This is a genomic window from Halalkalibacter sp. HAAS-P014, assembly GCF_056619965.1.
This window is the reverse complement of sequence record NZ_JBWQTV010000006.1, coordinates 158,108-171,147: the sequence shown is the minus strand read 5'-3', so window position 1 is coordinate 171,147 and position 13,040 is coordinate 158,108. Positions and strand designations below refer to the sequence as shown.

Below are 13,040 nucleotides of genomic sequence, written 5' to 3'. Positions count from 1 at the left end.
CCTCCCACTCATTTCATTCATTCCCATTTTAAGGAGTGATTGTAAATGATAACCCCAACGTTTTTAGAATTTGAAAAAGTTTCAGCTGTTTATGATACGATTCCCGTTTATCAACATTTTTTTGCTGATGGTCTTACCCCTGTCCAAATCGTTCACCATTTAGGTGATCAAGTGTCCTTTTTACTTGAAAGTAAGGATGAGCAATCCTCATGGTCTAGATATTCGTTCATTGGTTTAAATCCAATGTTTGAACTAGTAGAAGAGAATGGTTCATATCGAACGTATTCTAAGCATCGCGATTTAGTAATTGAAGAAAAAACATTTCATGATGCTTATGATAAAACGATGTCATATCTTAACGTTCAACCGTTAGAAATCCCTATCCCCTTTCGTGGTGGAGCCGTCGGGTACATGAGTTATGATGCTATTGAAACAATTGAACCGACACTTGAGACAAATGTGGATCATCGAATTCCCCATTATCAATTTTTATTCTGTCAAACATTAATTGCTTATGATCATATAAACAAAGAACTAACTGTATTAGTTCATGTAAGACCAAATGAAGAAGAGTCACTAGTGAATTCCTATCACGAGGCTAGAAGTGAGATTATGAGAATCTCCTCTTTGCTTGAACAACCTAGCAATGGTCTGATATTAAAAAATGTTCCGAAAATGGATGAGGAAGTTTCATTTGCTAATGTGACGTCTAATTATAATAAAAATGAATTCTTAGCTGATGTAGAGCGAATCAAAGAGTATATCTTGGCTGGTGATGTTTTTCAAACCGTTCTCTCTCAGCGTTTTGAGATGGAGGTTTCTGCATCAGCTTTAGAAATTTACCGTGTTCTTCGGATGGTGAATCCTTCTCCTTATCTATTCTATTTAAAATTTAATGAAATTGAAATAGTTGGAAGCTCACCGGAGAGGCTTGTTCAAGTTCAAGATGGTCATGTTGAAATTCACCCGATTGCTGGAACAAGAAGACGGGGAAAAAATGCAAAAGAAGACCAAGAACTAGCAGAAGATTTACTAGCTGATGAAAAGGAACGTGCTGAACATTATATGCTTGTAGACCTAGCTCGTAACGATGTTGGTCGTATAGCTGAATATGGCTCAGTTAAAACACCGACATTACTCTCGATTGAAAAGTTCTCCCATGTTATGCATATTGTCTCTAAGGTCACAGGCAGGCTACGTGCAGGGACACAACCATTGGAGGCGGTGACAGCATCATTTCCAGCAGGAACGGTTTCAGGTGCTCCTAAAATCCGTGCAATGGAAATTTTGCAGGAACTTGAACCGACGAGAAGAGGTATTTATGCTGGGGCTATTGGCTACTTAGGGTATGACGGTAATGTCGATTCTTGTATTGCGATACGTACAATGGTAATTGAAAACGGAAAAGCATATATACAAGCAGGTGCAGGAGTTGTAGCTGATTCAGTGCCAGAGAAAGAGTATGAGGAAACACAAAATAAGGCGAAGGCATTAATCAGAGCAGCTCAAATAGCTGAAAAGATGTTCGGGAAAAGGGAGGAGACAGCGCATGCTTAAACAAATTCTTCGTTCGTGTATGGAAGGTCAAACGATGACAGAAACTCAAGCCGAAGCGGTAATGGATGAGATCATGAAAGGAAGGGCAACCCCGAGTCAAATTGCAAGCCTTTTAACATTAATGAGATTTAGAGGTGAAACAGTTGATGAAATGACTGGGTTTGCAAGATCAATGCGTGCTCATTCTTTTCGGATTGAAACGGATGATATTCCAGTCGTCGATACATGTGGAACTGGTGGAGATGAGCTGAGTACGTTTAATATTTCTACTACTTCAGCAATTATTCTATCGGCAATTGGAGTACCGGTAGCCAAACACGGAAACCGTGCTGTTTCCTCTAAAAGTGGTAGTGCTGATGTGTTAGAAGAATTGAATATCCCAATTCAACATTCAATGGAAGAGGCGAGGCAATCATTAGTTCAAACGAATCTTTGCTTTTTATTCGCACCTTTCTATCATCAATCAATGAAGCATGCTGTTACTCCACGGAAGGAAATTGGTTTCAGAACAATCTTTAACTTATTAGGACCAATTACAAATCCTGCTGGAGCAAAACATCAATTAATCGGGGTGTATGATCATGAGTTTGCTAAAAAGCTTGCTGAGACGTTAATAAGATTAGGTACCTCTAGAACCCTATTTGTAACAGGTGGAGAAGGTCTCGATGAATTATCGATCACTGGCGAATCAAAAATAGTTGAAGTAAATGGTGACAATATTATGGTTTATACGATCACACCAGAAGAAGTTGGATTAAAACGAGGAGTGTTGGATGAAATTCAAGTTCAAACTCCAGCTGAAAGTGCTGAATTGATCAAACAAGTTTTAAAAGGGGAGGCAAATCATTCAGCTTGTGGAATTGCAACGCTTAATGCAGCAGCTGCTTTATATGTAGCAAATCGTGTTTCGTCGATAAAAAAAGGCGTTGAACTTGTTCAAGAGGCGATTCAATCTGGTTCTGTATACGATCATTATCTAACATTGCAAAAGGAGAAACAGCAATATGCTTAATAAAATCTTGGAAACTAAACGTGTAGAAATTTCTGAAATGACTTTACCGGAGCAAGCAAATGTTCCTCATTACTCTCTTTACGAAGCTCTGAAATTTTCAAAGCGTTCAGTAGGTCTTATTGCTGAAGTGAAGAAAGCTTCTCCTTCTAAGGGTGTTATTTGTGAGGAGTTTGAACCAGTCTCTATTGCTAAAGGATATGAAAAAGGTGGAGCGGATGCTATATCTGTATTGACAGATGTCAGCTATTTTCAAGGTCATAGGAAGTACCTTACTGCTATTAAGCATGAGATAAACCTACCTGTAATGAGAAAAGATTTTATTATCGATAAAAAGCAAGTTGATGAAACAGCAAGAATAGGAGCCGATGCAATGCTACTTATTGTTGGCACGGTGCCTATAGAAGAGTTAAAAATGCTATATGATTATGCATATTCCCTTGGATTAGAATGTTTAGTAGAAGTGCATGCAAAGGAAGAACTTGAAGAACTTCTTGCATGTTTCATCCCACAAGTTATTGGTGTGAATAATCGCAATCTGAAAACATTTAAAACGACTTTGACTCAAACGGAAGAAATGGCTAAATTAGTGCCAGAAGGAAGCCTTTTTGTGAGTGAAAGTGGTATCCATACGAACGCCGATATTGAAAGGGTAAAAAAAGTTGGGGCAGCGGGTGTATTAGTCGGTGAGTCATTAATGAGAGCAAAGACACCTGAAGTTGGTATTAAAGAATTGTTTGGAGGAGAAACCATTGCAACCTCTTCTTAAATTATGTGGCAATCATTCGGATAGCGACACACAGGTAGCACTTCAAAGCAGCGCTGATTATATTGGCTTTGTTTTTGCGAAAAGTAAAAGACAGGTTGATCGCGACAAAGTGTCTGAATGGCTAATTAAGAATACGAATACAGATAAAAAACTAGTCGCTCTTTTTGTCAATGCAAATCCAGAGACAATACAAACTTCAATTAAAGGCTTACCCATTGATGTTATTCAATGTCATGGGAGTGAAACAGCAGCTGATATTGCAGCTATTAAAGAGGTGGTTTCTCTTCCGATTTGGAAAGCAATTCATCATAATGATCATGCTCTTGAACTGATGCAGAAGTACGACGGGGTAGTATCTGGCTATATAGTAGATTGCAAGGTCGGCAACCAATGGGGAGGAACTGGTGTATCATTTGATTGGAACTATATCCCTTATTATCTTAAAGAAGGTAAAAAACAAGGAGTTCCAGTTTTCATTGCTGGAGGGATTCGCCCAGATAATGTTGAGAAGGTGCTTCAGTATTCCCCTGATGGAATCGATGTTTCTAGTGGTATCGAGGCAAACGGCAAGAAATCTAGAGAATTAATAAGGCAACTAGAGGAAAGGATGAACCGATATGACAATAACATACCCAGATAAACGAGGGCGTTTTGGTGATTTTGGTGGGAAGTATGTTCCCGAGACATTAATGAGCGTAATTGAAGAACTGGAAGTAGCTTTAGATGAAGCAAATGCTGACGAAGAGTTTCAGCGTGAATACCTATATCACTTACAAGAATATGCAGGGAGGCCTACAGCGCTATCTTACGCTGAGAATCTATCGAATTATTTCGGTGGAGCGAAAATTTATTTAAAGCGTGAAGACCTGTTGCATACTGGAGCTCACAAGTTAAATAATGCAATGGGGCAGGCACTTCTAGCTAAAAAAATGGGAAAAACAAAGATTGTAGCCGAAACGGGTGCGGGGCAACATGGTGTTGCGTCTGCTACAATTGCTGCAAAATTCGGTCTTGAATGTAAAGTTTTCATGGGAGCAGAAGACATGGAGAGGCAAGCTCTTAATGTATTTCGGATGGAATTACTGGGTGCAGAAGTAGTACCTGCTACATCTGGGAGTCAAACATTAAAAGATGCAACAAATGAGGCGATCCGTTATTGGGTTGCAAATGCGGAAGATACGTTTTATTTAATAGGTTCTGTTGTTGGACCACATCCTTATCCTAAGATGGTTCGCGATTTTCAACGAATTATTGGTGATGAGGCAAAAGAACAATTTGTTGATCGAGTTGGCCAGCTTCCTACTGAAATAATTGCTTGTGTAGGTGGTGGGAGTAATGCAATTGGTATGTTTTATCCTTTTCTTGAAGATTCAGTTACATTAATTGGCGTTGAAGCTGCTGGACTTGGGGTAGATACGGATAAACATGCAGCAACAATGACACACGGTAAAAAAGGAGTTATACATGGTTCTTTAACGTACTTGCTTCAGGATGAAGCTGGTCAAATAACAGAGCCATATTCCATATCTGCCGGTCTTGACTACCCTGGAGTAGGACCTGAACATGCCTACCTAGCTAATAGTGGACGAGTTTCATATCAAGGAGTTACAGATCAACAAGCACTTGATGCTCTAAAGTTACTATCTGAAAAAGAAGGTATTATTCCTGCAATTGAATCTGCACATGCATTGGCAAAAGCGTTTGAACGAGCTCAAGATCTTACACCGGATGACACTATCCTTGTTTGTTTATCTGGTCGTGGTGATAAAGATGTCCATACGTTAATGAAAAGATTTAGAGGTGAGCAAAATGGCCAATAGCCGAATGGAAGCAGCAACTAAGACGGGAGAACGTTTATTTATTCCATTTATTACAGCAGGCGATCCTTCAGACGAAGCGACTGTCGAGATTGCTTTATCATTAGAAGAAGCTGGGGCAAGTATTTTAGAGCTTGGGATTCCTTATTCTGACCCACTTGCAGATGGACCAACGATCCAGGAAGCTTCTAAACGTGCATTAAGTGGAGGTATGTCATTAGAAAAGGCTTTGCAGCTTGTACCTCAGATGAGAGAGAGAGGGCTAACGATTCCTGTAATCATTTTCACCTACTTTAATCCTCTTTTGCAATATGGTGAAGAGCGTTTAGTGAAAGAAAGCAGTGAGCTTGGAATCGATGGTTTGTTAGTCCCAGACCTTCCATATGAAGAGAGTGAATATTTAGATCGTCTTTGTGATGAAAATGGATTATCGCTTATTTCACTCGTTGCACCAACTTCACAGCAACGCATGAAAAAGATCGCAGAACGGGCAAAAGGATTTTTGTATTGTGTGTCTTCATTAGGAGTAACAGGAGTTCGTAGCGAACTTGACCCTAGAGTTTATGACTTCTTAAAGACAGTCCGTGATGCTAGTAATATACCTACAGCAGTGGGATTTGGAATTTCTAGCGGAGAGCAAGTGAAAATAATGCAAGAACATGCCGATGGTGTTGTAGTTGGAAGTGCGCTCGTCAATGTAATTGGAGAGCATGAAGCTGCTTTAAGGGATGAAAAAACAAGACCACAGGCACTTCAGGAAATAAAAAAGTTTGTCTCTTCGCTCATTTCATCGTAACATAAAGAGATAGAATATAATCCCAGAAAAATGAGGTGCTATCATGAAAGCAAAATCGCAATTGTACGGCTTACCTTCATATAAACCCGGTAAACCTATTGAAGAAGTTAAAAGAGAATTAGGCTTAACGAAAGTTGTTAAACTTGCTTCTAATGAAAATTCATATGGAGCCTCACCAAAAGCAAAAAAGGCAATTCAAGAGGCTGCCGGTCAAACAACTATTTACCCTGACGGCTATGCTGCTAATATTAGAGAAAAGGTTGCGACGAAAATAGGTGTAGATGAAAACCAACTTGTTTTTGGCAATGGATCTGATGAGGTTATTCAATTTTTATGCAGAGCATTTTTATCACCAGATACTAATACGGTAACAGCCGATCCAACATTTTCACAATACAAATTAAATGCAACGATCGAGGGTGCGGAAGTAAGAGAGGTACCTTCAGTTGAGGGTGTGCACGATTTAGAGGCTATGCTAGAAGCGATAGATGATAATACAAAGATTGTTTGGGTTTGTAATCCGAATAACCCTTCAGGTACATATGTTGATGAAAAGACGTTTATTAATTTCCTAGAACGTGTTCCATCTGACGTACTTGTTGTTTCAGATGAGGCTTATTATGAATATGTAACAGCTAAGGATTACCCAGAAACATTACCGTTATTGAGAAAATTTGATAATTTAATAGTGTTACGTACATTCTCAAAGGCTTACGGACTTGCAGCACTACGTATTGGGTACGGGGTAGCAAATCCGTCGCTTATTTCACTTATTGACCCAGTTAGACCACCATTTAATAATACGACATTTGCTCATCTTGCGGCTGCTGCATCATTAGACGATGATGAATTCATTGCATCATGTGTCGCCAAAAACACTGAAGCTTTAAAGCAATTTGAGCAGTTTTGTCAAAAACACAATTTAAAATATTATCCATCGCAAACGAATTTCATTTTAATAGATTTTAATATACCTGGAGATGAAGTGTTTGATTACCTGTTGAAGAAGGGCTTTATTGTTAGATCTGGACAAGCACTAGGATTTCCAACTTGTGTGCGTATTACTGTTGGGACTGATGAAGAGAATAAAGAATTGTTTTCTGTCTTAGATGAGATGCTCGTTTCAAAAGTGGTAAAAAAATGAAGCTTTTAGGAGAAATCGTCTTTCATGATTGATGAAGGGCGTTTTTTCTTCACAATGGAGGAAGGGAGTGCATCATGAAGCGAACGGTATTTATCATAGGTCTCGGATTAATTGGTGGTTCCATTGCTCTTGCAATTAGAAAGGAGCATGATGTTCACATTCGAGGTTATGATATCTCAGAGCAACAATTAAAAATGGCAATATCATTAAAAATCATTGATGAAGATATATCTACGATTGAAGAAGGGGTTCAGGGAGCGGACTTAATTGTTTTTGCTACACCTGTATTGAAGACAGAAACTCTAATAGAAGAACTAGCACATTTTGATTTGAAAGCTGGAGCTATTATTACAGATGTTGGAAGCACAAAGTCAAGAATTGTTGAAAAAGCTAGCTGTTTAAAAGATAAGGGAGTCACGTTCATCGGTGGTCACCCGATGGCAGGCTCTCATAAAAGTGGAGTAGAAGCAGCGAGATCCCATTTATTTGAGAATGCTTTTTATATTTTGACACCGGCTAATGAAACAGATATGCGATATATTATTCAACTTCAAAATTGGTTGAAAGGGACGAAGGCGACGTTCATTGAATTAACAGCTAAACAACACGATCGGCTCGCTGGGGCGATTAGTCATTTTCCACATGTTATCGCCGCAAGCCTAGTTCATCAAATTGCCAAGATAGAAGGTGAAGAACCACTTGTAGCCCGATTAGCTGCGGGAGGGTTTAGGGATATCACTCGTATTGCATCTGCTAGTCCAACCATGTGGCGTGATATCTTACTTCATAATAAAGAAAGTCTTTTGAATCTGTTAGATACATGGACAAGTGAAATGAGTGCAATTAGGTCGTTAATTGAAGAAGAAGATGCTGAGGCTATTTATACATATTTTCAGGAAGCGAAAGATTTCAGAGATGGATTGCCTGTTCGTAAAAAAGGAGCGATTCCTTCTTTTTACGATTTATTTGTTGATGTACCCGATCATCCTGGAGCAATTTCTGATGTTACAGGTATATTGGCTCAGAATCATATAAGTTTAACGAATATTCGTATTTTAGAAACGCGCGAGGATATAATGGGTGTTTTAAGACTAAGTTTTCGTTCTGAAGAGGATCGAGAACGTGCCCAAATTCATTTGAAACAAGAATTATATGACACATATATTTTATAATATTTTATAGAGTTGTTCGTAGTTCTTAAATACTTTTAAATACCAAAAGGAGAATGATTATGGATATCGCTATTGTGAAACGTTCACAAATTGGCTTGACTGGAGCAATTCGAGTACCTGGTGATAAATCGATTTCCCATCGTGCTGTAATGTTAGGAGCCATTGCTGAGGGAACAACAACGATTGAAGGGTTTCTGCCAGGTGAGGATTGTTTAAGCACTATAGCTTGTTTTCGTAAGTTAGGTATAACAATTGAACAAGAAGGTGAGAAAGTAACTGTTGAAGGGCAAGGGTGGGATGGTCTTACTGAGCCAAGTGAGATTCTTGATGTTGGAAATTCAGGCACAACGACACGTCTTATGTTAGGAATTTTGGCTACTCGACCTTTTCATTCTGTTGTAATTGGAGACGACTCAATTGCGAAACGACCAATGGCTCGAGTTACGGATCCATTACGGCAGATGGGGTCTATCATTGATGGACGCGATAATGGAAACTTAACGCCACTATCCATTCGAGGTGGTGCAACAAAAGGGATTCATTATCAATCGCAGGTAGCTAGTGCTCAAGTGAAATCAGCTATCTTGTTGGCTGGATTACAAAGTGATGGTATAACATCTGTTACAGAACCTGCTCTGTCTCGTGACCACACGGAGCGAATGCTTGAGGCATATGGGGTCGAAGTAAAACGTGATGACTTAACGGTATCTATACAAGGAGGACAATCCTTAAAAGCTGGACATATTATTGTACCGGGTGATATTTCTTCTGCGGCATTCTTCCTAGTTGCTGCAGCAATCGTGCCTGAAAGTGAAATTACGTTAGAAGGAGTGGGTATAAACCCGACACGTTCAGGGATTGTTGATGTCCTTAAGCAAATGGGTGCTAATATATCGTTACATAATGAACGAATCGATGGTGGAGAACCACTTGCTGATATCAAGATTTCTACATCAGAATTGAAAGGGATCGAAATTGGGGGAGAGTTAATTCCAAGGCTAATTGACGAAATTCCTGTTATTGCTGTTTTAGCGACGCAAGCAGTAGGAAAAACTGTCATTCGAGATGCAGAGGAATTAAAGGTCAAGGAAACGAATCGAATTGATACAGTTGTAAGTGAGTTAAGCAAATTAGGAGCAAATGTTACAGCTACTGAAGATGGAATGATCATTGAAGGGGGAAGTACATTAAATGGTGCCACAGTAAATAGTTATGGCGATCATCGGATTGGAATGGCAATGGCGATTGCTGGACTAATCTCAGAAAATGATGTGAAAATCGAACGTAGTGAAGCGATTGCTGTATCATACCCAACTTTCTTTGATCATATTAAACAACTTCAACAAACCTAGTATACAAAATTATAAGAGGTTAGCTCTAATTTTTAATCTTGCCTATTTTGTAGGGAGGAGGAAAGGGGGCAGCCTCTTTTTTATTTAAAAAAAAGCCCTTATCCGAGAAAACGTAAGCGTTTTCAAAAATAAGGGTTTAGCAAAAGCTAAATATTGTATGGATAGGAGTGGAGAGAAACCATACGCTTACTTTTATTATAACTAGAAACGATTTATTGTCAATATATATTTTGAAAAATTCTGATATTATATTAAGAACAATCTATTCGGTTCTCTTTTACGATTTGCTTTCATAGCTTGTCTATATCTAATCATTTTAGGGAGGAATGGTAATGTATTTATTAGACAATGCTACGAAAGTGGATGAAAAAGAAAATATACTACGTTCCTATTTAATTAAAAATGGGCAAATTCAATATGTGACAAGCTCTTTTGATAAGTGGAACAAGCAGCGTATCAATATGAAAGGTATTCTCATGACAGAAGGTCGTATTATGTTTGATAATCAGTTATTGGCCTGCGCTGATTTTAAAGCTTTTCAAGAACGGCAAAGTCAACTTATCAAAAGGGGTTGTACTAGTGTAGCTGTGGCACCTGAAGTTCGGTATGAAGGAGATATCGAAAAGGCTTTCAAAAGAGCTAAACATGAGTTGGCAAGTAGTACATTAGATTTTATTATAGGGTTAACATTACCGATATCATTGTTGCGACCTACAGTGCTACGCCTTTGTCAAAATCTTAAGATACCATTCGTACAAATTGAAGTTAAGTCTTTCAAAGAAATGAATTCGTTACCATGGACACATGTTTCACAAACACTCCTAACATATCCAACTGTTATAATTCCCAGTATAGCCTCTTCTACAAGAAGGTATGAGGCTACTTTATTGCAGCAATGGAATATGTTGTGTAATCATTATCAAATACACACCACGGAGCCTTTAGAACCACTTGTAGCTTGGGGGAAGCCGTTACTGCAAAAAGTTGGATTGTACCCGAGAAAAGGGAGGTTACTTACTGGAAGCGATGCAGATTATCTTCTGTTCCTCTCTGAACAAGAGCAGCAAGAGGATCCCGTAAAGCAAACAGTTGCAACGAATGGTGAGATTGTATATGATGAAAAAGGTCCAGCAATTGTTGTCTCCAAAGGTGAAATAATTAAAGCGAATGATACGGTTTCTTTAAAACCAGGATATGGGCGTTTGATCGATGTTGCTAGACCGGGGAGGTTTTTGCCATTACCTACTATTGTAGAGGATTTGCAACCTCAAAAAGTAGTTACACATAGGTAATGAGTTCCCTTTGGTATTCTACCGTCATTCAGTTTGAATGATGGTTTCTTCTATTTTTATAAAGGGGATTATAGCTTGTTGTCGAAGAGGAGTAATAGATGGTGAATAATGGGGGACTATACATGGATGTACTTGAAAAAGTCGTAAAGGATATAGAGAGTGGGAGCGTCGAAAAAGGGTTAGCAGAATTAGCACGTCTTGAAAAAGGTGCCAATCATCAATTGAAACACGACATTGCTGAACTTTACCATGAATTAGGTCATGTTGAAAAAGCAAAACAAATTGTTGATGAATTATTAATGCTCTATCCTGATGAAGGTAGTTTATTTGCATTTGCGGCAGAGCTTTTAATAGATATGAACGAAGAAGATGAAGCAATTGAGTTATTGTTAGAAATAAAAAAAGATGATCCTGTATTTTTACAGGCTCAACTACTACTTGCAGATCTTTATCAATTGCAATCTCTTGATGAAGTCGCTGAACAAAAATTGCTGCTTGCATACGAGGCTGCACCAGATGAACCGATTATTTATTTCGGTCTTGGGGAATTTTATTTAGAGCGTGGAGATTACATAAAAAGCATTCCTTTTTTAAAAAAAGCAGTTCATTCTGGTGAACATATTCCTAATGTACACATAGAATTGTTGTTAGCAGACGCATATAGTGCAACTGGACAATTTGAAGATGCGTTACTATATTACGCAAAAGGAATAAAAAATCATCTCGACGCGAATGCGTTATTTGGTTACGGATTTACAGCTTATCAATTAGGTGATATGGTTCTGGCAATAGAACAACTTGAAGCATTAATGGCATTAGATCCTGATTACTCAAGCTTATATACGTACTTAGCAAAGGCCTATGAAGCAGAGGGCAGGCTTGATGAAGCGATTGAAACGTTAGAGAAAGGGTTAAGTGTCGATGAATATAATGAAGCTCTATATATTCACGCAGGAAAATTAAGCTTCAAACGTCAACAACCTACTGAAGGAGAGATATTTTTAAGAAAAGTAATTGCCCTTAATCCTTCGAATGTTGATGCTGTTCAAACATTGGCAGCTTATTTAAAGCATACTGAATCGTTTTCAGAGTTACTTGACTTAATGGAGCATATGCGTGAGTACGGTGAAGAAGATGTACTCTATTCATGGTATGAAGCAACAGCTTTAAAAGAAGAAGACGATTACGATCGAGCCTACAATAGATTTAAAGAGATTGAGCGTGCTTTTGCTGAAGATATCGACTTTTTAGAAGAGTATGGTTACTTTCTGCTTGAATACGGAAAAAAAGCGGCGGCGATTGAAAAGTTTAACAAGATTCTTAAGCTTGAACCTGAAAGAATGGATATTGCAGAGTTGCTTCAAAATTTAACTTGATCTTGCTCTTTTTAAAGGGAATATAAATTATTTAGCGAATACTAACATCATACAATCTACCTAATGAATAGTCATGAATGGAGAAGATATAAGGAGGGGTGAAGCATGGGCAACATCATTCCAGTTGTAGATAAGAAAGAGTTTCTTAAAACTTTTTTGCAACAGTTTGAATTAAAAAGACGAGAATGTGCTTGGTTATTAAATTATTTGATGAGTGATGATGAATTAATGGAAAGAGTGCATTTTGTTGAACAGGCTGCGCATACTCCAAAAGCTTTAATTATATCGGCTAAAGGAGTCGATAGCATTCCGTTTTCGTTTCATAAGGAACAACATATTACAACGGATGCGGAAAAAGCTTTTCATGATATTCGGCTAAACTACAAGGAGGATATCTATATCGAACTTCATTTTAATGGTTCGAAACAGTATCCACCTTATCTAGTGGTTCTTGAAGAGAATCCGCATGTTCCTGAAGATTTAGAACTTGCCGTTGTTTTTCAAAAAGAAACGGAATGGCTTCTGAAGCGCTCAATAAGTAAATTTAAGAAAGAACAACTTTTACAGCAGATCGATCAGGCGTTGGATGAACAAAATCAAGACCGATTCAATAAATTAGTTGATAAATTAAAACAATTAGAAGAAGACAAATAAAATACAGGGTGACTTTCATGAATTTCTGTTGGGTGAGAATGTTCGCAATGAGAAATTTATGGGAAAAGTCACCCTGTTTTATTTGTGCTTATTTTGCGTTCA

12 protein-coding genes are annotated in these 13,040 nt (G+C 38.2%); all 12 read left to right on the top strand.

Annotated elements, in window-relative coordinates; all coding sequences use genetic code 11:
* Window positions 1-45: 45 nt before the first annotated feature.
* Window positions 46-1,557: an anthranilate synthase component I gene (gene trpE, locus AC1FXZ_RS05635; protein ID WP_480051729.1), complete on the top strand. Its 1,512-nt coding sequence runs from the start codon at window positions 46-48 to the stop codon at window positions 1,555-1,557.
* Window positions 1,550-2,569: an anthranilate phosphoribosyltransferase gene (gene trpD, locus AC1FXZ_RS05630; protein WP_480051728.1), complete on the top strand. Its 1,020-nt coding sequence runs from the start codon at window positions 1,550-1,552 to the stop codon at window positions 2,567-2,569. Before trpE ends, trpD begins: the two co-directional genes overlap by 8 nt.
* Window positions 2,562-3,335, top strand: a complete 774-nt coding sequence (gene trpC, locus AC1FXZ_RS05625) for an indole-3-glycerol phosphate synthase TrpC (protein ID WP_480051727.1) — start codon at window positions 2,562-2,564, stop codon at window positions 3,333-3,335. Before trpD ends, trpC begins: the two co-directional genes overlap by 8 nt.
* Window positions 3,319-3,975, top strand: coding sequence for a phosphoribosylanthranilate isomerase (locus tag AC1FXZ_RS05620; RefSeq protein ID WP_480051726.1), 657 nt, complete (start codon window positions 3,319-3,321; stop codon window positions 3,973-3,975). Before trpC ends, AC1FXZ_RS05620 begins: the two co-directional genes overlap by 17 nt.
* Entirely contained in the window at window positions 3,953-5,155 is a 1,203-nt protein-coding gene (gene trpB, locus AC1FXZ_RS05615; protein WP_480051725.1) for a tryptophan synthase subunit beta, read from the top strand. The genes AC1FXZ_RS05620 and trpB overlap by 23 nt, the downstream gene beginning before the upstream one ends.
* A complete protein-coding gene (gene trpA / locus AC1FXZ_RS05610; protein ID WP_480051724.1) occupies window positions 5,145-5,948 on the top strand; it encodes a tryptophan synthase subunit alpha in 804 nt (267 codons plus the stop codon). Before trpB ends, trpA begins: the two co-directional genes overlap by 11 nt.
* Window positions 5,949-5,991: 43 nt before the next feature.
* Window positions 5,992-7,092: a histidinol-phosphate transaminase gene (gene hisC / locus AC1FXZ_RS05605; protein ID WP_480051723.1), complete on the top strand. Its 1,101-nt coding sequence runs from the start codon at window positions 5,992-5,994 to the stop codon at window positions 7,090-7,092.
* Between the two features lie 74 nt (window positions 7,093-7,166).
* Window positions 7,167-8,264, top strand: coding sequence for a prephenate dehydrogenase (locus AC1FXZ_RS05600; RefSeq protein WP_480051722.1), 1,098 nt, complete (start codon window positions 7,167-7,169; stop codon window positions 8,262-8,264).
* A gap of 59 nt (window positions 8,265-8,323) precedes the next feature.
* On the top strand, window positions 8,324-9,616 hold the full coding sequence (gene aroA / locus AC1FXZ_RS05595) for a 3-phosphoshikimate 1-carboxyvinyltransferase (protein ID WP_480051721.1): 1,293 nt from the start codon (window positions 8,324-8,326) through the stop codon (window positions 9,614-9,616).
* A 332-nt stretch (window positions 9,617-9,948) separates the two neighbouring features.
* On the top strand, window positions 9,949-10,908 hold the full coding sequence (locus tag AC1FXZ_RS05590; protein WP_480051720.1) for a hypothetical protein: 960 nt from the start codon (window positions 9,949-9,951) through the stop codon (window positions 10,906-10,908).
* Between the two features lie 122 nt (window positions 10,909-11,030).
* Complete coding sequence (locus AC1FXZ_RS05585; RefSeq protein WP_480051719.1) at window positions 11,031-12,284, top strand: tetratricopeptide repeat protein; 1,254 nt, start codon at window positions 11,031-11,033, stop codon at window positions 12,282-12,284.
* Between the two features lie 105 nt (window positions 12,285-12,389).
* On the top strand, window positions 12,390-12,938 hold the full coding sequence (locus tag AC1FXZ_RS05580; protein WP_480051718.1) for a ReoY family proteolytic degradation factor: 549 nt from the start codon (window positions 12,390-12,392) through the stop codon (window positions 12,936-12,938).
* Window positions 12,939-13,040: the final 102 nt, after the last annotated feature.

What these genes read in the sequence shown, in the direction of transcription:
- AC1FXZ_RS05600 (WP_480051722.1), top strand. Translation starts at nt 7,167, where the DNA reads ATGAAGCGAACGGTATTTATCATAGGTCTCGGATTAATTGGTGGTTCC.
- trpC (WP_480051727.1), top strand. Translation starts at nt 2,562, where the DNA reads ATGCTTAATAAAATCTTGGAAACTAAACGTGTAGAAATTTCTGAAATG.
- AC1FXZ_RS05590 (WP_480051720.1), top strand. Translation starts at nt 9,949, where the DNA reads ATGTATTTATTAGACAATGCTACGAAAGTGGATGAAAAAGAAAATATA.
- AC1FXZ_RS05585 (WP_480051719.1), top strand. Translation starts at nt 11,031, where the DNA reads ATGGATGTACTTGAAAAAGTCGTAAAGGATATAGAGAGTGGGAGCGTC.
- hisC (WP_480051723.1), top strand. Translation starts at nt 5,992, where the DNA reads ATGAAAGCAAAATCGCAATTGTACGGCTTACCTTCATATAAACCCGGT.
- trpD (WP_480051728.1), top strand. Translation starts at nt 1,550, where the DNA reads ATGCTTAAACAAATTCTTCGTTCGTGTATGGAAGGTCAAACGATGACA.
- aroA (WP_480051721.1), top strand. Translation starts at nt 8,324, where the DNA reads ATGGATATCGCTATTGTGAAACGTTCACAAATTGGCTTGACTGGAGCA.
- trpE (WP_480051729.1), top strand. Translation starts at nt 46, where the DNA reads ATGATAACCCCAACGTTTTTAGAATTTGAAAAAGTTTCAGCTGTTTAT.
- trpA (WP_480051724.1), top strand. Translation starts at nt 5,145, where the DNA reads ATGGCCAATAGCCGAATGGAAGCAGCAACTAAGACGGGAGAACGTTTA.
- trpB (WP_480051725.1), top strand. Translation starts at nt 3,953, where the DNA reads ATGACAATAACATACCCAGATAAACGAGGGCGTTTTGGTGATTTTGGT.
- AC1FXZ_RS05580 (WP_480051718.1), top strand. Translation starts at nt 12,390, where the DNA reads ATGGGCAACATCATTCCAGTTGTAGATAAGAAAGAGTTTCTTAAAACT.